The sequence below is a fragment of the Bradyrhizobium sp. JYMT SZCCT0180 genome (genome assembly GCF_018130165.1).
Lineage (GTDB): Bacteria > Pseudomonadota > Alphaproteobacteria > Rhizobiales > Xanthobacteraceae > Bradyrhizobium.
In genome coordinates, this window is sequence record NZ_JAFCLZ010000002.1 from 239,730 (window position 1) to 255,834 (window position 16,105).

The 16,105-nt window shown below is 63.1% G+C and carries 18 protein-coding genes; 7 read left to right on the plus strand and 11 right to left on the minus strand.

What is annotated here, in order from left to right; translation table 11 throughout:
- The first annotated feature begins 153 nt into the window (after positions 1 to 153).
- Positions 154 to 339, plus strand: coding sequence for a hypothetical protein (locus JQ641_RS03715; protein WP_211994487.1), 186 nt, complete (start codon positions 154 to 156; stop codon positions 337 to 339).
- A gap of 146 nt (positions 340 to 485) precedes the next feature.
- On the opposite strand, the gene JQ641_RS03720 is transcribed toward JQ641_RS03715, so the two are convergent.
- On the minus strand, positions 486 to 1,961 hold the full coding sequence (locus tag JQ641_RS03720) for a DHA2 family efflux MFS transporter permease subunit (protein WP_211994689.1): 1,476 nt from the start codon (positions 1,959 to 1,961) through the stop codon (positions 486 to 488).
- 359 nt (positions 1,962 to 2,320) lie between these two features.
- On the opposite strand from JQ641_RS03720, the gene JQ641_RS03725 reads away from it, so the two are divergent.
- From JQ641_RS03725 to JQ641_RS03740, 4 genes are all read left to right on the plus strand, one after another.
- Complete coding sequence (locus JQ641_RS03725; protein ID WP_211994488.1) at positions 2,321 to 2,731, plus strand: helix-turn-helix transcriptional regulator; 411 nt, start codon at positions 2,321 to 2,323, stop codon at positions 2,729 to 2,731.
- 101 nt (positions 2,732 to 2,832) lie between these two features.
- A complete protein-coding gene (locus tag JQ641_RS03730) occupies positions 2,833 to 3,081 on the plus strand; it encodes a hypothetical protein (RefSeq protein ID WP_192739669.1) in 249 nt (82 codons plus the stop codon).
- A gap of 196 nt (positions 3,082 to 3,277) precedes the next feature.
- Positions 3,278 to 4,768 (plus strand): IMP dehydrogenase, encoded by a 1,491-nt coding sequence (gene guaB, locus JQ641_RS03735; protein ID WP_211994489.1) that lies wholly within the window; start codon positions 3,278 to 3,280, stop codon positions 4,766 to 4,768.
- A gap of 111 nt (positions 4,769 to 4,879) precedes the next feature.
- Positions 4,880 to 5,503, plus strand: coding sequence for a hypothetical protein (locus JQ641_RS03740; RefSeq protein WP_211994490.1), 624 nt, complete (start codon positions 4,880 to 4,882; stop codon positions 5,501 to 5,503).
- A 226-nt stretch (positions 5,504 to 5,729) separates the two neighbouring features.
- Here the strand turns inward: JQ641_RS03740 and JQ641_RS03745 are convergent, their stop codons facing one another.
- Positions 5,730 to 6,809, minus strand: coding sequence for a DUF2272 domain-containing protein (locus JQ641_RS03745; RefSeq protein ID WP_211994491.1), 1,080 nt, complete (start codon positions 6,807 to 6,809; stop codon positions 5,730 to 5,732).
- Between the two features lie 115 nt (positions 6,810 to 6,924).
- On the opposite strand from JQ641_RS03745, the gene curA reads away from it, so the two are divergent.
- Positions 6,925 to 7,950, plus strand: coding sequence for an NADPH-dependent curcumin/dihydrocurcumin reductase (curA, locus tag JQ641_RS03750; RefSeq protein ID WP_211994492.1), 1,026 nt, complete (start codon positions 6,925 to 6,927; stop codon positions 7,948 to 7,950).
- Between the two features lie 11 nt (positions 7,951 to 7,961).
- On the opposite strand, the gene JQ641_RS03755 is transcribed toward curA, so the two are convergent.
- The 9 genes from JQ641_RS03755 to JQ641_RS03795 form a co-directional block, all read right to left on the minus strand.
- A complete protein-coding gene (locus JQ641_RS03755; RefSeq protein ID WP_211994493.1) occupies positions 7,962 to 9,026 on the minus strand; it encodes a LacI family DNA-binding transcriptional regulator in 1,065 nt (354 codons plus the stop codon).
- Between the two features lie 48 nt (positions 9,027 to 9,074).
- Positions 9,075 to 10,103, minus strand: coding sequence for a succinylglutamate desuccinylase/aspartoacylase family protein (locus tag JQ641_RS03760; RefSeq protein WP_211994494.1), 1,029 nt, complete (start codon positions 10,101 to 10,103; stop codon positions 9,075 to 9,077).
- 66 nt (positions 10,104 to 10,169) lie between these two features.
- Complete coding sequence (locus JQ641_RS03765) at positions 10,170 to 10,514, minus strand: RidA family protein (RefSeq protein WP_211994495.1); 345 nt, start codon at positions 10,512 to 10,514, stop codon at positions 10,170 to 10,172.
- Positions 10,515 to 10,553: 39 nt separating this feature from the next.
- Positions 10,554 to 11,351, minus strand: a complete 798-nt coding sequence (locus JQ641_RS03770) for a transporter substrate-binding domain-containing protein (protein WP_211994496.1) — start codon at positions 11,349 to 11,351, stop codon at positions 10,554 to 10,556.
- 47 nt (positions 11,352 to 11,398) lie between these two features.
- A complete protein-coding gene (locus tag JQ641_RS03775) occupies positions 11,399 to 12,127 on the minus strand; it encodes an amino acid ABC transporter ATP-binding protein (RefSeq protein WP_211994497.1) in 729 nt (242 codons plus the stop codon).
- Positions 12,114 to 12,764 carry an amino acid ABC transporter permease gene (locus JQ641_RS03780; protein WP_211994498.1) on the minus strand — a complete coding sequence of 217 codons (651 nt, stop codon included), beginning with the start codon at positions 12,762 to 12,764 and terminating at the stop codon, positions 12,114 to 12,116. Before JQ641_RS03780 ends, JQ641_RS03775 begins: the two co-directional genes overlap by 14 nt.
- A gap of 13 nt (positions 12,765 to 12,777) precedes the next feature.
- Positions 12,778 to 13,437 carry an amino acid ABC transporter permease gene (locus JQ641_RS03785; protein WP_211994499.1) on the minus strand — a complete coding sequence of 220 codons (660 nt, stop codon included), beginning with the start codon at positions 13,435 to 13,437 and terminating at the stop codon, positions 12,778 to 12,780.
- Between the two features lie 359 nt (positions 13,438 to 13,796).
- Entirely contained in the window at positions 13,797 to 14,636 is an 840-nt protein-coding gene (locus tag JQ641_RS03790) for a metallophosphoesterase family protein (RefSeq protein ID WP_211994500.1), read from the minus strand.
- A gap of 145 nt (positions 14,637 to 14,781) precedes the next feature.
- The gene (locus JQ641_RS03795; RefSeq protein WP_349628491.1) at positions 14,782 to 15,489 is read right to left on the minus strand and encodes an acriflavin resistance protein; all 708 of its coding nucleotides are present in this window, start codon (positions 15,487 to 15,489) and stop codon (positions 14,782 to 14,784) included.
- 184 nt (positions 15,490 to 15,673) lie between these two features.
- Between JQ641_RS03795 and JQ641_RS03800 the strand changes: the two genes are divergently transcribed.
- Complete coding sequence (locus tag JQ641_RS03800) at positions 15,674 to 16,096, plus strand: MAPEG family protein (RefSeq protein ID WP_211994691.1); 423 nt, start codon at positions 15,674 to 15,676, stop codon at positions 16,094 to 16,096.
- Positions 16,097 to 16,105: the final 9 nt, after the last annotated feature.

The following is a 16,105-nucleotide window of genomic DNA, read 5'->3' on the forward strand; positions in this document are numbered from 1 at the left end:
GGGTCGTCGTGAATTCGAAATGAGAGCCGCCAACGGCACCGGCCGGGCAAAAAGAAAGCCGCCATGAGGCGGCTTTCCCGTATTCCTACATTGCGGTGCCGTAACTACCGTCCGCCCTGAGGAAGCGCCGGCGATCCGCTGGGGGAGGTATTGATGGCGGGATTTCCTGATGGATTGCGCGTGCTGTTCGTGCCGGCGGCGGCGCTGCCGGCATCGTTGCTCAAGCCGGTGGTGGAACTGCCTGTCGTCGTGCTGTTGACCGACGGTCCTGTGGTGGTGCCGCTTGTGGTCGATCCGCCGGGGGCCGTGCTGCCACCGGCGGAACCGGTGCCGGTTTGAGCGATAGCCAGTGTGCTCGCAAATGTCAGCGCTGCGGCCAATCCAATAGTTCCGAGTTTCATGGTGTCTTCCTTTCCAGGTACAGAAGGAAAACGGTTGCGCCCCGGATATGTTTCCGGTGCCGGGATCAACTGGGTGTGACGGATCTATCCCAGCCGCTGATCGCGCGCGTCCTCGGTGCCTTCGCTGGCGGCTTTGGTTGCGGCCTTTTCCGCGCCCTTCCGGCTGGAAATCTCGACCGCCTTGCGGCCCGAGATTTCATTACCGGCGTCATCGGGCATCTGCCAGAAGAACCAGCCTGACACCGCCGAGATGATCGCGACCACGATGAAGGCCGGGCCGAACATGGTTGCATCCAGTTCGGTGGCGTGATGCCACAGCATGGTCGATTCCACCGAGAACGCGCCGACCGCGACGCCGGCCGACGTCGCCAGCTGCTGGTTGACGCTCACAAGCGTGGTGGCGCGGCTCATCTGCGCCGGTTCGACTTCTGCATAAGCGACGGTGTTGATCGCGGTGAATTGCAGCGAGCGGAAGAAGCCGCCGACCACGAGGATGAGGAAGATCAGCGTCAGCGGCGTCGACACCGTGAACAGGGCGCAGGCGGCGAGAAACACCGAGCTGATGATGGCGTTGACCGCCATCAGGTTGCGGAAGCCGAAGGTGCGGATGATCCGCGCCGCCAAGGTCTTCATGCCCATGGCGCCGACCGCGGAGGAGAACGTCACCAGGCCGGACTGGAACGGCGTCAACCCGAAACCTTCCTGCATCAAGAGCGGCAGCAGGAACGGCAGCGCGCCGATCCCGAGCCGGAACAGGAAGCCGCCATAGATGCTGGCGCGCAGCGTCTGCAGGCGCAGCATCGAGAAGTCCAGCACTGGCGATTTCGTCTTCCGCGCATGCACCACGTAAAGAGTCATCGAGATCGATCCGACGGCAATGAGGCCGCCGACGACCGTCCAGGGCAGCAGGTTGAGGCCGGCAACGGACAGACCGAACGCGATGCCGGCCAGGCCAATGCCCGCCAGCACCAGCCCGTAGAGATCGAAGCGCTCCGGATCCTCGCTGCGGATCGGATCGATGTATTTCATCGCGAGGAAGATGCCGAGCAGGCCGATCGGGATGTTGATCAGGAAGATCCAGTGCCAGGAAAAATAGGTGGTGATGAAGCCGCCCAGCGGCGGCCCGATCACCGGGCCGATCAGCGCCGGCACCGTCACCCAGGTCATCGCCTGCACCAGCCCGCTCTTGTCGATCGAACGCAGCAGCACCAGTCGCCCGACCGGCGTCATCATCGCACCGCCAAGACCCTGCAGGATGCGCGCGATCACGAAATGGGTCACGTTCTGCGACAATGCGCAGCCGATCGATCCGACCATGAACACCCCGATCGCGATCGCGAACACCATCCGCGCGCCGAAGCGGTCGGCGGTCCAGCCGCTGGCGGGAATGAACACCGCGAGCGAGAGCAGGTAAGACGTGATCGCCAGTTTCAGCGTCAGCGGGCTGGTGCCGATGTCAGCCGCGATCGCCGGCAACGACGTCGCAATGACCGTCGCGTCCATGTTTTCCATGAACAGGGCGGTGGCCACGATGAGCGGGATGATGCGCTGCTTGTCCATGGGAATCAGGGTGCGGGAGGGCAGGCGGGGTGAATTGGGCTGTATCACCCCGCTCTCGGACAAGCCATTGCGGAACCGCGCATACCACCTAAACCCTGTGTGATCCCGGATTATGCGATAGGTAACTTGATGCGTGCATCGCATTATGCGATAGTTGCGCTCAAGAGCCTGACTCAAAATGCATCCAATGAAATAAGACTTGGTAGCAAATTTCGTCATGCCCGGCCTTGTGCCGGGCATCCACGTCTAAGCTTCACTTAAGCAAGGCAGACGTGGATGGCCGGGACAAGCCCGGCCATGATGAACAGTTGGTGAGGAGCCGAAACTGGCTGTTTTTTCGGTCAGACTGAGAGGACCCGATGGCGAAAGCCGGTACCGCAAAGAGCTCTGTCCAGTTCATCCGTACGCCCGGTGGCGATGATCTCGCCGTACTGCCGCGCAACGAGTATGATCGGTTGGTTGCCCTTGCCGCTGAGGCACAGGAAGATGCCGCCGCGAGCCGGATCGTCCGCAGTTCGACGCGTAGTCTCAAGGAAGGCCGTGAAGTCGTTTTGCCGAAAGCCGTGGCTGATCGTCTCGCAAGCGGAGACAACGCGGTGCGCGTTATCCGCGAATGGCGCGACATGATCCAAGGCGAGCTGGCGGTGGCGGTCGGAATTAGCCAGAACTACTTGTCAGAGATTGAAACCGGTCGGCGTAAGGGTCCGGCCGAACTGCAGAAGAAGTTCGCCCGGGCGCTCGGCGTGCCAGTCGACCTCCTGATCGAATGAGATCAGCTGCTTCCTGGCGGCGGACCTTGGCCATTGCGGAACCGCGCATACCACCTAAATCCTGCGTGACGCCGCTAACTGGCGCCACCGGAGACCTGACGATGATCTACCTGCTTGCCGCGCTGTTGCCGCCGCTTGGGCTGCTCCTGAACGGGCAGCCATTTTCGGCGATCTTCAACCTCGTTCTGCTGGTGTTTTGCCTGGTTTTCGGCCTGTTTTTCCACGTCCTGCTGCTGGTGCCGTCGGCGCATGCGCTTGTCATGGTTCACATGAAGCGGGAGGACCGCCGGCACCGGGAGGTGGTTGAGGCGATCCGCCAGCACGGCCCGCCGCCGGGATATCAACGTTAAGGTCCTTTAACTAAGGGCTTTTCGGGAAAAGCCTGTGCATAGCGGCCAAACGCTTTGATTCGGCCGTCTGCCATGCTATCGACCACCGTCAACCCCACCGATGGGCTTCGATTCGACGGCAGCGCCGCTCGCGCAGCCGAAGGCGACGTTCATCTTAAATAATATGCGGCGGAAGGCCGCCGAAAGGAGTTGGCAAATGGCGCAGGAACTTCAGGCTATCCGCGAAGCCTACACGTTCGACGACGTGCTGCTCAAACCGGGTCTGTCGGACATCCTGCCCTCCGAGGCCGATATCCGCTCCCGCGTGACCCGCGCGATCCCGCTCAACATCCCGATCATTGCGTCCGCGATGGATACGGTGACCGAAGCGCGCATGGCGATCGCGATGGCGCAGGCCGGCGGCGTCGGCGTCATTCACCGCAATTTCGATCCCGAAGGCCAGGCCGCCCAGGTGCGGCAGGTCAAGAAGTACGAATCCGGCATGGTGGTCAATCCGCTGACCATCGGCCCAGACGCCATGCTGTCGGACGCGCTGACGCTGATGAACGATCACGGCTTCTCCGGCATTCCCGTGGTCACCGGTGCTTCCAAGGGCGTTCCGGGCAAGCTGGTCGGCATCCTCACCAACCGCGACGTGCGTTTTGCCACCGACCCCAGGCAAAAGATCTCCGAGCTGATGACGCATGAAGGTCTCGTCACGGTGCGCGAAGGCGTCAGCCAGGACGAGGCGAAGCGGATGCTGCACAAGCATCGCATCGAAAAGCTGCTGGTGGTCGACGATCAATATCGCTGCGTCGGCCTGATCACTGTCAAAGACATGGAAAAGGCGGTCGCGCACCCGCTCGCCTGCAAGGACGCGCAGGGACGGCTTCGTGTCGCGGCGGCGACCACGGTCGGCGAGGGCGGCTTTGAGCGCACCGAGCTATTGATCGACGCCGGCGTCGATCTCGTCGTTGTGGACACCGCCCACGGCCACTCCTCGCGGGTGCTGGAAGCCGTCAACCGCATCAAACGGCTTTCCAACGCGGTACAAGTCATCGCAGGCAATATCGCCACCAAGGAAGGCGCGCAGGCGCTGATCGATGCCGGTGCGGATGCGATCAAGGTCGGCATCGGGCCGGGTTCGATCTGCACCACGCGCATCGTCGCCGGTGTCGGCGTTCCCCAGCTCACGGCGATCATGGACGCGGTCGAAGCCGCCAAGAAATCCGACATCCCCGTGATCGCAGACGGCGGCATCAAATATTCCGGCGATCTGGCCAAGGCGCTCGCCGCCGGCGCCGACATCGCCATGGTCGGCTCCTTGCTCGCCGGCACCGACGAGACGCCGGGCGAAGTGTTCCTGTGGCAGGGCCGTTCCTACAAGGCCTATCGCGGCATGGGCTCGGTCGGCGCGATGGCGCGCGGCTCGGCCGACCGCTACTTCCAGCAGGACATCAAGGACACGCTCAAGCTGGTGCCCGAGGGCATCGAGGGCCAGGTGCCGTATAAGGGCCCGGTCGGCAACGTCATGCACCAGCTCGCCGGCGGTCTTCGCGCGGCGATGGGCTACGTCGGCGCGCGCAACCTCGCCGAATTCCACGAGAAGGCGCAGTTCGTGCGCATCACCGGCGCGGGCCTGCGCGAAAGCCACGTCCACGACGTCACCATTACGCGGGAAAGCCCGAACTATCCGGGCGGCGTGTAATTCTAGGCCGTCATTCCGGGGCGCGAAGCGAACCCGGAATCTCGGGATTCCGGGTTCGCGTCTTCGACGCGCCCCGGAATGACGGCGATTTATCATTGAAAGAAGTTGATCATGGTCGATTGGTCGGACGACAGGATTGCCGCGCTTTCTAATCAGGATTTGAAGAATCTGCTCGTCAACGCCGAGCGGAAAGCCGCGGCTGACATCATCGCGCGGTGCAACGCCGAGCTGGAAAAGCGCAATGCCGCAAGGCCAGGCAAGGCATCGAAGCCGCGCACCGAACTGAAAGAGTTCGAGCACGCGATGTCGGAGCAGCTCGCCGAAATCGGCAAGGCGATGGCCGCCAAATTCGACCTGTCGGAAGAGACCGCAAAAGCAAGGTCGGTGGGCGTCAAGGGCTTCAAGGCCCACAAGCTGCTCGACTCCAAGGGTTTTGCAAAACTCGGCGGTATGCAGCGCGACGGTTCGGTGGCGGTCGACCGCTACATTTCCTATCGGCGGGGTACCGACATCGTCTCGCTCAGCGTCTTCCTCCTGAAGGATGCGCCGGTCGAAACCCACGAGTTTCACGTGATCGCGCCGGCGGCCTTGCTGGATGGGGCAAAGCCGATTGCGGAGGTGCGTCCCACCGCGACGGAAGCCCAGAAGCAGACCGCGGATAGCGGGCTGGCGTTCCCCGACTTGCCAAGCGCTGCGGCGGCGTTTGAGGCCGCGCTGGCGAAAATCGCGGCCTGATGCACGGTTAACCGTGCAGCGCTGAGTCTCGGCGAGGCTAACAAGATCGTGGTGGTGCCGAACCCCGTCTACGCCAGTCTCTAGTCAAATTGACGGGATCGGATCGGTATCCAAAGTCTGCCGAGCGCCAGCCCCGGCGCTCGGTACCGCGCTGATGAACAATGGCGATCGGGACGAGCCTACGCCTACATTCGCGCTTGAAGCAAAACGAACCATTTCTGATCGTTCAAATTGCAGTTTGGCTCCTCTGAGCCTTGCTTGTCTGGATTATAGCTCGCACACTCTTTCGTTCCTTGCGATGGCGACAATGCCGTTGTTCGGTGATGTTCAATATCTTCTCGGTGACCGAGTTTTGTACGTTGCCGCCGATCACGTGAACCTTTTTTGAAGCGTCGTCGACCTTGACGATGATATCGCAATGGCTTCGGCTGATCGGATCATTGTCTTCGCTCGCAACGAAGTCCGCAAAGAGCGAACGAAACAGAGTAAACCCGCTACGTGGCTTATAGACATCCGATGTGCCCTCGACATGTCGGTGATAGCAATACAGATCGCCAACTCTAGGCATCGTACTTTGGGGGTCGCAGGCTCTATAGAATGCGTTCGCAGAGCCGGCTGTTACGTCAGTCACCGATTGCTTGATTGCCTGGCGGATATAGGTGACGTGAGCGGCGCTGAAGGCGAATTGCGGTCGTGTCAATTTCGCCTGGCGCATGGTGGCGGAGACAAATGCGGCAGACCAGGGAACGTCGCTGATACTGCTGCGAATCACGCTCTGCTGCAAGGCAGCCCGGATGCGTGGCTCGTCCTCACCCGTCGCCGACAAATCAATCCTGGAAATTGTGGTCAGTAACTTCTCCAGTTTCATTTTGTCTGGCACGATCGGTGAGTCTGTCGAAGCGAGAACGTTCTGATAAAACGAAGTCTTTAAGGCGTCCTCGGGTGAATGGGTGGTGCTTCTCTCGCTGCCATCAATGGCTTCCCAGTATGTCAGGACCTTTTGCCAAGGGATGTCCTTTCTGCCCACGTTGCGACCGTTCTTCTGATCGCTTTCAGCTTCCCCATGCCCAAAGAAAATCATTCGGCCGGTGTGATCCACGCGATTGCCGTCAAACTCCTTGTGCTCGGCCATCGCTACTCTCGCGATGCCCTTTCCCTTGTCCGAGGGTGGTATCTTGTCGGTCGCCTTGCAACGCTTTGACAAATCGTCGAACTGCGCGAAGTTGGCCGCGAGCGTAACAGTCGGTCCCCCAAGGACAATCGATACAGCAATCAAGGATCCCAAAACAAAAGACGTTGCAGACATCATGTTTCCTTTTGGCATATACTCTCTTTGTAGAGATGCTTCAGCCTATCGATGCACGTAAGGATTGCAATATCCTGTACTATGCAGAGCGACAAAGAGTTCGGAGGAACCAACCATGTCCCAATCCGCAAAACGTATCGTTCTCGCGTCCCGTCCCGTGGGCGAACCGAAGCCATCCGACTTCCGCCTTGAGGAATATGCCGCGCCGACGCCGGGCGAAGGCCAGGTCCTGCTGCGCACCATCTGGCTGTCGCTCGATCCCTACATGCGCGGGCGGATGAGCGACGGCCCGTCCTATGCGGCGCCGGTGCCGATCGACGGCGTGATGGAAGGCGGCACCGTCAGCGAGGTGATCGCCTCGAACAATCCCGGTTTTGCGAAGGGCGACATCGTGCTGTCGCGCGCCGGCTGGCAGACGCATGCGATCTCGGACGGCAAGGGCCTCGCCAAGATCGATCCGAAGCTCGCGCCGATCTCGACCGCCGTCGGTGTGCTCGGCATGCCCGGCATGACCGCCTATACCGGACTGCTCGATATCGGCAAGCCGCAGCCGGGCGAGACCGTCGTGGTGGCGGCGGCCTCCGGCGCCGTCGGGTCAGCCGTCGGCCAGATCGCCAGGATCAAGGGCGCGCGGGCGATCGGCATCGCCGGCGGCAAGGACAAATGCGACTACGTCAAAAAGGAACTTGGCTTCGACGATTGCCTCGACCATCGCGATCCCGATCTCGCCGCCAAACTGAAGGACGCCTGCCCGAAGGGCATCGACGTCTACTTTGAAAACGTCGGCGGCGCGGTGTTCGATGCGGTGTTTCCGCAGCTCAACGCGTTCGCGCGGATGCCGGTCTGCGGCTTGATCGCCGAGTACAACAATTTCGGCGAGACCTCGCCGAAATGGGCCGGCAAGATGATGCGCGCGGTGCTGACCAAGCGCCTCACCATCCGTGGCTTCATCGTCAGCGATTTTGCCGCGCGCCACGGTGACTTCCTGCGCGACATGTCGCAGTGGTTCCGCGAAGGCAAGATCAAGCACAAGGAATTCGTCACCGAAGGCCTCGACAGTGCGCCCGCCGCATTCATGGGCCTGCTCAAGGGCGCCAATTTCGGCAAGCAACTGGTGCGCGTCGGGCCGGACAAGGCGTAGGGAATCGGTCTTTAGATGCTGCCGCGTTCGACGAAGAAGAGTTCGACCGCGTGTTGCTGCACGGCATGCGGCGAACCGGCCAAACGCGCCAGCAGAAGTTCGCCGGCGATCCGGCCGATCGCCGCGGAATCAAATGCGATCGTGGTGAGGCCCGGCGTCATCTGATCCGCCACGTCGTTGTCGCCGAAGCCGAGCAACGCAAGATCGCGCGGCACGGACAGGCCGCGGGAGCGCGCTTCGATCAGCGCTCCCGTCGCCAATAGATCGTTGGCGCAGAAGACGGCGTCGACCGGATCGCCGCGGGCGAGAAGGGCGCCGAAGGCGGTGCGGCCGTCGACAAGACCGGTGACCTCGCCGACGGCGATCTCGTGCACGATCTCGATGCCGAGTTTTCCAGCGGCTGCGCGAAAACCGTCCCGGCGTAGCGCGCCGCGGCCGCTGCTGCGACCGATGAAGGCAACGCGGTGATGTCCGGCGGTCGCCAGTCGCCGTGCCGCCATCGCTCCGGCATCCGCATTGGAGAATCCGACGAGCATGTCGATCGGATCACGCGGATAGGCCCATGTCTCGATCACCGGAATGGCCAGCTCCTGCAGGGCGGCCCGGTTCTCTTCGAGCTCGATCACGCCGGTAAACAGCACGGCCGCCGGCCGGATGCCGCGCAGCGACTGCAGCATCGCCACTTCCCGGGCATAGGAGTATGAGGTCTGACCGACCAACACTTCGTATCCTTCCGGCTCGAGCGCCGCTGCGAAGCTGCGCACGGCCAAGCCGAACTGCTGGCTGAGGATGTTGGAGACGAAGGCCATGACGACGTTGGAGCGGCCCGAACGCAACGCCCGCGCGTGAGGGTTGGAAGCGTATCCGGTCGCCTCGATGATCCCGAGAATGCGGTCGCGGGTCTCACGATTGACCTTCTCGGGATGACGCAGCACCCGCGACACCGTGATCGGGGAGACCCCGGCGCGTTCCGCCACCTCTTCGATGCGCGGCGGTCGTCCGACCGTAGTGCCGCGCCCGGGCGGTGCCGGAATTCGCACGACATCATCGAAGGTTGTCAGGGGCGGATCGGCCATCGAATCCAGGGGCTAGTGTTGTCTAGAGTCGTTTCGCGTACCAAAATCTCATCGGCCCGAAACCTCATCGCGTGTCAACGGCCGGCCAACCTGGACCAGGCAATCGCCGCTCTGGCAGTCGGTGTGGAGACGTTGCGAGATCACGATCCCGGCGGCGGGGAAGTGCAGCACTTCCTCGGGCGCCTCGGGTCGTTCGAAATCGTGGTACCAGCCCGCCACGTCGCCATCCCTGACCCGCGCGCCGACCACGACCGCCGGTTCGAACCAGCCGCGCCGTGTCGCGAACACCGCCTGGGCGTGGCTCTCCAGCGCCAGCAGTTCGGTTTGTCCTTCGATGGGGACGTGTGGGCCGAGCACGGGTGCTTCGATGATGCCAAGCGCGAGCAGCAGCCGGTCCACGGCCCGGGCGGTCAGGGCCATCGTCTGCGGCGTGACCGTGCCGCCGGAGCCGAATTCGCCGGAGATGCCGATCGCTCGGGCCCGCGCGGCAGCTGCCATCGAGGTCGGGGCTTCGGCGCCGTTTTCGGCGACAAAGGCGAACGGCATTCCGAGCCCCTCCATGAGACCGAGCGCGCGGGCGAACATGTCCGGCGGGCCTTGCCGCTCGATCAGGGCGCAAGGCAGATGCGCCATCGACGTTCCACCGGAATGGATGTCGAAGATCACGTCGTGGCGGGGGAAGAGTTCATGTTCGAGGAAATGAGCGAGCCGGAAAGTTGGCGTGCCCGAGGGGTCGCCAGGGAAGGCGCGGTTGAGATTGCCCTCGTCAAGCGGCGAGCGTCGGCGGGCTGCCATCACCGCCGGGAGATTGGCGAAAGGCAGGATGGTCACCTCGCCCTTCATGTTGGCGGGATCGAGCCGGCGAAACAGCCGCGCGAGCGTGATCTCACCCTCGTATTCGTCGCCGTGGTTACCGGCCATCAGCAGAACTCGCGGGCCCGCACCGTTGCGGATCCGGAAGATCGGAATCTTGACCTGGAAATAGGGCGACCGATCGATCGAGAACGGGATGCTGAGGTGGCCGGACCATTTGTGGTCGGCGTCGAAGTCGATCTCGTGGAAAAGTCCGGTATGCATTGGATGCCTCAGGGCCGCGTCGTCACCGACGCCGGCCGAAGGTTGAAGGAGTGCACGAAGCGCGTCTCAGACGGCGGCGACGGCCGTCATCTCGACGCGCAAATCGGGGTCGGCGAGCCGCGCCTCGACGCAGGCGCGTGCGGGCGGATTGGCGGGATCGATCCAGGCGTCCCACACCGAGTTCATCGCCTCGAAGTCGGTGATGTGCGGCAGGAAGACGTTGACCGCGACCAGCTTGGAGCGATCGGATCCCGCCTGCTTCAGCAGCGCCTCGATCTTGCCGAGCACCTGGGTCGTCTGGGAAACGATCCCCGCCTTGCGGTCGTCGGCCACCTGGCCGGCGATATGCACCATGCCGGCGCAGACAACGGCCTGGCTCATGCGCGGGCCGACCAAATAACGTTCAATCATGTTTGCAGCTCCTCGAGAAAAAAAGAAGTTCGCCTGAACTCACAAGGTCGGCAGTGACTGCTCTTCCTTGAACCACTTCAGCTGCAGTTCGCCGAGCTTGCCGTTCAGCTTGTTGGTGAAGAGGGCGGTGTTGATCCAGTTGAGCAGATTCTGCTCGCCCTGCCGCAAGCCGATATGCGCCGGCGACTGACGGATGAGGAACTTGAGCTCGACCTCCTTGGTTGGATTCTGCTCTTTCACCTTGAGCGCGATCGCGCTGTTCTCGGCGAAGCTGTCGGCCTGGCCGGCGAGATAGGCGGCGATCGCCGCGGGAGTGTCCTCGAAGCGCACCAGCTTCACCTTTGGCGCATTGTCGGTGAGCCAGACGTCGAGCGTCGTTCCCTTGGCCACCGCGACGGTGTGGCGTTCGAGGTTTTCGGCCTTCTTGCCCGTCGCTGCGGCAATCGACTTCGGACCATAAACGCCCAGATTCACCACCGCGTAGGGCTGGGAGAACATGATCTGCTGGGCGCGTTCCGGCGTTGCACCAAGGCCTGCGATCAGGACGTCGATCTTGTCGGACAACAGGCTCGGGATGCGCGCCGCGCCCGTCACCGGGACGAGTTCGAGCTTCACGCCCATGTCGGCCGCAATCAGCTTGGCGAGATCGGCGTCGAGGCCGGCGATTTCGCCCTTGTCGTCCTTGAAGCCCCAGGGTGCAGCGTCGGTGAGGATGCCGACGCGCAGACGTCCGGCACCGAGCACATCCTTCAGCTTGTCGGCGCTGGCAAGACCTGGCGCAGTGAGGACGGCGAGCGCCGTGGTGGCGATAGCGAAGAGGGATTTCAATCTTCTCATAACTCTCTCCTGGTGGCGGCACGATGGCCGGTTTGCTTGGAAGGGGCTCATTTCACCGAGGCGATGAAACTTGCGAGTTCGGGGGTCTCGGGTCGGACGAACAGTTTCGACGGCGGTCCCTGTTCCCAGACGCGGCCCTGGTGCATGAAGACGATGCGGTCGGCGACGTTGCGGGCAAACCCCATCTCGTGCGTGACGAGGATCATCGTCATGCCCTGGCGCGCCATCGCCTCCATCACCTTCAGGACCTCGCCGACCAGTTCGGGGTCGAGCGCCGAAGTCACCTCGTCGAACAGCATGAGGTGCGGGGCCATGGCAAGGCAGCGGGCAATCGCCACCCGCTGTTGTTGACCGCCGGAGAGCTGCTCCGGCCAGGCGTCGATCTTGTCGGCGAGGCCGACGCGGGCGAGGACATCCTGAGCAAGCGCTCGCGCTTCGGACTTGCCGATGCGGCCGGTGAGCAATGGGGCCAGCGTGATGTTGCGTTCGACCTTGAGGTGGGAAAACAGGTTGAAGGCCTGGAAGACGATGCCGACGCGCTGGCGAAACTGCCGCAAGTCCGGCATCTTGGCATGAACCCTTTGTCCCTCGACGTGAATCTCGCCGGCATCGACCGTCTCGAGCGCGTTGATGCAACGGAGCAGCGTCGATTTGCCCGAGCCGGAGCGGCCGATGATCGTGACGATCTCGCCCTCTTCGACGTCGAGCGAAACGCCGTTGAGCACGTCGGTCCGGCCGAACTTCTTGTGGACGTCGCGGATTTCAACGAGAGCCATCGAGGCGAGCCTCCAGGGAACGGGACCACAGCGTGAGCGGCAGGCAGGTTGCGAAGTAGATCGCCGCGACCACGGCGTAGGTGAGGAGCGGCTGGAAGGTCGCGGCGCTCACCACCTGGCCGGCGCGCGCCAGCTCGACGAATCCGATGATCGAAGCGAGCGAGGTGCCCTTCACGAGCTGGACGAGGAAGCCGACCGTCGGCGGCAGCGACAGGCGCAGCGCCTGCGGCCCGACGATGTGGCAAAATTGCTGCCAGCGCGACAGGCCGAGGCAGGCGCCGGCTTCCCATTGCGCCTGTTTCACGGCCTCGAGCCCGCCGCGCCAGATATCGCCCAGGAAGGCCGCGGTGTAGAGCGTGTAGGCCACCGTAACCGCGACGAGCGCCGGCACCTGGATGCCGAGGAACACCGGCATGCCGAAGTAAAAGAAGAAGAGCAGGCCGAGCAGCGGCACGCCCTGGATCACCTGGATCGCCGCGGCCGAGATCCAGCGCAGCGGGGCGATGCGGCTGATCCGGCCCGTCGCCAGCCCAAGTCCGAGCGGCGCGCCGAAGGCGAGCGCGAGGACGACGAGCACCACCGTCCAGCGCAGCGCCGAGAGCAGCGAGACGAAATCGATGAAGGAGAAGGATCGCATGCGGCGGCCTGCCTCAACGCCGCCGGGGCGAGCGGAAGGCGAGGGCGCCCACCACCGCGAACAGGATCTTGAACGACATCGCCATCGCGAAATAGACCGCGCAGATGACCGCGTAGACTTCGAAGCTGCGATAGGTGCGGCTCTCGACGAAGCCTGCGACGTGGAACAGCTCGTCGGCGGCGACCTGCGAGGCGAGCGAAGTCCCGAGCAGGAGCAGCACGAATTGGCTGGTCACCGCCGGATAGGCGTTGCGCAGCGCCGGCGGCAGCAGGATATGGACAAACACCTGCCAGCCGCTGAGACCGAGGCATTGGCCGGCCTCGATCTGGCTTTTCGGGACGGAGTCGAGGCCCGAGCGGATGATCTCGACCGAATAGGCGCCGAAGTAGAGCGACAGCGCCACCGCCGCCGCCTCGAACGCCGGCAGCTTCAAGCCGAAGCTCGGCAGCACGAAGAACACGATGAAGAGCTGGATCAACGATGGCGTATTGCGGAACAGCTCGATGTAGCCGCGCACCAGCCAGCGCGTGGGCTTCGCGCGCCCCTTGAGTGCGACGGCGCCGGCGGTGCCGATCAAGAGGCCGAAGCAGGCGGCTATGACGGTCAGCTCGAGCGTGACGAGCGTCCCATCGATCAATTGGTCGCGATAGCGCCAGAGCGGCAGGAAGTTCATCGCCGTTCCCTCAGCCGAAACGGGTGTGCAGGACCCGCCTCAGGGCCCTGTCCGCTGTGGGACCGAAGATCACGCGCCATCGATCGAGCGGGATGCAGGAATGGGAGATGCCGAGGGGGATGTGTCGCTCCATCTGTGGCGATCCAAGGTGCCGAATTCACCGTATGACAGAATGACAACGTTGTCATTATCAGTTTTTAGCCAGTTTTGGCCCAAGAAGGAGGCAAAGGCGTATTCAGGGCGGGTACGACAGCGGACGAGGAACCTAGCCCGCGCGCCAAGGGCCAGCCGGCCGAGCGAAACGGCACGACGACCAAAGCGGACGGCCGTCGCCTCTTCTGAATTCACGGGTTCACGGGCTAGTCGGCCGGCGCTTTCTTGAGCAACTCGTCCAGGTCGACATCGACCTGGCCGGGCGCTCTGATGTGGCGGACTTCAAAACTGTCCGGGGTGAAGCGGTATTCCACCAGCCCGGTTTCCTTGATCGAGATCAACGGCTGCATGCGACCGGGAATGATGAAGCCCACAGAGGGCGCCCAGACATGGCGGACGCGGCCATAGGTGAAGTCGCGGCGCTGGTGGACATGGCCGGAGGCCACTAAACGCAGGTCGACCGCGCCGAACATCTCGATCAGTCGCCTGCGCGCCGGCTGCGGCACGTAGCGGATCGCGGAAGCCTCAAGTTCGGGATCGTCTGGCGCGTCGAGATAGAGCGGCTTGTGCAGGAACAGTGCGACCGGCTTGCCGCCGGTGCGTGACAGTTCTGACGCGAGCCAGTCGAACTGCTCGGCCTCGCTGGCAAGTCCGGTGTTCATGATCAGCGAGTTCAACCCGACAAAACACCAGCCGGCTTCGTCGAACCGCCAACGGTCTTCGCCGATCACAGCGCGAAAGTTTTGCAGGTGCTGTTCGCTCGCGGCATGCGACGGCACCGGTCCGACCGCGGTCGGGTTGTCGCCGATGTCGTGATTGCCGGGCAGGTAGCGGCAGGCGACCGGCAGCTCGGCGTGCAGGCTTTTGGCGAAGGCGAGATCGTCCGGGCTGGTCGGGGCACTGAATGCGAGATCGCCGCTGTTGATCACAAGATCAGGCCGCGTCGCGTCGATATGCGCGGCCACACGATGAAAATTGTCAGTGAGCTTTACGAGGCGGCGGGCGAGGTGGGTGTCGGAAATCTGGGTCAGGCGGAATGGGCTCATGCGAAAATCCTTTCGTCCCTGATTATAGATTTGTCGGCGACGGAATGATGAAATTTTGCACGCGGTCGTTCGCACGAAAACAGGTGCGCGCAAGGTCGTTTGAATGCTTGTTTGAAAAGCCGTTTGAAAGGAAAGCCGCCGACGCTCACAGCACGCGGTAGCGGATCGCAAAGGCGTTGTGCGTCTCTGGCGTGACGGTGTCGCCCTTCGCAAGCGTGATGCCGTCGGCCAGATGCCACGGCCCGAACTTGTCGGAATGCGTCGGGCTGGCCGGCAGCCGCAGCTTGAACTGGGTTTGCGCACGCCCGGGCAGATTGAGCACCACCATGCGTTCGGTGGTGCGGTAGTCGAGCGTGACGGTTCCCTTGAGCACGTTGCGGCCGTCCGATGTCGAGGCCAGCGCATCCTGCACCTTGGCCAGCTTCTGGTTCCGGTCGGTGAGCAGTTCCACCTGGGTATCGGCAATTGCGGTCAGCGCCGCCTTCGGCAGCCGGATTTCGAACTCCACCGCGGGTTTTGCCGGATTGATGCCGAGATAGGCCAGCGCGGCATGCCTGACGTCGTAGACCACGAAGGCTGTGAGGGCGATCACGACAACGGCGGCGAGGCCATGCTTGAAAAGGTCGCGCGGGCTGCGGGTGCCGCTGCGGAAATAGACCGACAGCACGATGGCCACCGCCAGCGCAGCGGCGACACCGGCCAGCGTCGACATCACGATGCCAAGCCCGCCATTGACGCTGTCGTCGAACCATCCGGTTCCGGCGCCAACCATTCTGAGCAGCGAGGTCACGGAATCGCCGGGCGCTTCGGCCACGCGGGCCGCGCCGGTTAGAAGCGGTGAGGTGATGTTCATGGCGCCATCTCGAAGCGGCGGAGCCGTTCCGACCGGAATGACCTGACCGCTCCAGCAGTAGGTCACGGCGGTGCCGATTGCGGTTCAACCGGACGCGGCTGCCGATTTGTCACAGGGCGGCACCCCCGCTATTGGTTGGTACGGGCGGCGAACGCCCTGCGGGGAGATTCCCATGGGCGTGCTGATGTCGATTCAACTGGTTCTGCTGCCTGTCTTCGCTCAGGTCGGGCTCACCTTTGCGCTGCTGCTGTGGATGGCCACGGCGCGGACCGGGGCGCTGAAGGCGAGGGAAACCAGCCTGAAGGACATCGCGCTGCGGCAGCCGAACTGGCCGGAAAAGGCCACCAAGATCGGCAATTGCTACAGCAACCAGTTCGAAATCCCGGTCCTGTTCTACGTCCTGATCGCGCTGGCGCTGCCGCTGCGCAAGGCCGATTTCTTCATCCTGCTGATGTCCTGGGTGTTCGTCGTGACGCGCTTTGCCCATGCCGGGATCTTTGTCACGTCGAACGACGTCCGGACCCGCTCGCTGGCCTGGTTCGCCGGCGTCCTTGTGCTGCTGGCGATGTGGATCTACTTCGCGCTGAAGATGCTGTTGCTCATCTGACACCGCGCC

What these genes read in the sequence shown, in the direction of transcription:
- JQ641_RS03755 (WP_211994493.1), bottom strand. Translation starts at nt 9,026, where the DNA reads ATGGCCGATCCGCCCCTGACAACCTTCGATGATGTCGTGCGAATTCCG.
- JQ641_RS03740 (WP_211994490.1), top strand. Translation starts at nt 4,880, where the DNA reads ATGGTCGATTGGTCGGACGACAGGATTGCCGCGCTTTCTAATCAGGAT.
- JQ641_RS03790 (WP_211994500.1), bottom strand. Translation starts at nt 14,636, where the DNA reads ATGAGCCCATTCCGCCTGACCCAGATTTCCGACACCCACCTCGCCCGC.
- JQ641_RS03745 (WP_211994491.1), bottom strand. Translation starts at nt 6,809, where the DNA reads ATGTCTGCAACGTCTTTTGTTTTGGGATCCTTGATTGCTGTATCGATT.
- guaB (WP_211994489.1), top strand. Translation starts at nt 3,278, where the DNA reads ATGGCGCAGGAACTTCAGGCTATCCGCGAAGCCTACACGTTCGACGAC.
- JQ641_RS03800 (WP_211994691.1), top strand. Translation starts at nt 15,674, where the DNA reads ATGTCGATTCAACTGGTTCTGCTGCCTGTCTTCGCTCAGGTCGGGCTC.
- JQ641_RS03795 (WP_349628491.1), bottom strand. Translation starts at nt 15,489, where the DNA reads ATGAACATCACCTCACCGCTTCTAACCGGCGCGGCCCGCGTGGCCGAA.
- JQ641_RS03770 (WP_211994496.1), bottom strand. Translation starts at nt 11,351, where the DNA reads ATGAGAAGATTGAAATCCCTCTTCGCTATCGCCACCACGGCGCTCGCC.
- JQ641_RS03715 (WP_211994487.1), top strand. Translation starts at nt 154, where the DNA reads ATGGCGGGATTTCCTGATGGATTGCGCGTGCTGTTCGTGCCGGCGGCG.
- JQ641_RS03725 (WP_211994488.1), top strand. Translation starts at nt 2,321, where the DNA reads ATGGCGAAAGCCGGTACCGCAAAGAGCTCTGTCCAGTTCATCCGTACG.
- JQ641_RS03720 (WP_211994689.1), bottom strand. Translation starts at nt 1,961, where the DNA reads ATGGACAAGCAGCGCATCATCCCGCTCATCGTGGCCACCGCCCTGTTC.
- JQ641_RS03780 (WP_211994498.1), bottom strand. Translation starts at nt 12,764, where the DNA reads ATGCGATCCTTCTCCTTCATCGATTTCGTCTCGCTGCTCTCGGCGCTG.
- JQ641_RS03785 (WP_211994499.1), bottom strand. Translation starts at nt 13,437, where the DNA reads ATGAACTTCCTGCCGCTCTGGCGCTATCGCGACCAATTGATCGATGGG.
- JQ641_RS03730 (WP_192739669.1), top strand. Translation starts at nt 2,833, where the DNA reads ATGATCTACCTGCTTGCCGCGCTGTTGCCGCCGCTTGGGCTGCTCCTG.
- JQ641_RS03775 (WP_211994497.1), bottom strand. Translation starts at nt 12,127, where the DNA reads ATGGCTCTCGTTGAAATCCGCGACGTCCACAAGAAGTTCGGCCGGACC.
- curA (WP_211994492.1), top strand. Translation starts at nt 6,925, where the DNA reads ATGTCCCAATCCGCAAAACGTATCGTTCTCGCGTCCCGTCCCGTGGGC.
- JQ641_RS03765 (WP_211994495.1), bottom strand. Translation starts at nt 10,514, where the DNA reads ATGATTGAACGTTATTTGGTCGGCCCGCGCATGAGCCAGGCCGTTGTC.
- JQ641_RS03760 (WP_211994494.1), bottom strand. Translation starts at nt 10,103, where the DNA reads ATGCATACCGGACTTTTCCACGAGATCGACTTCGACGCCGACCACAAA.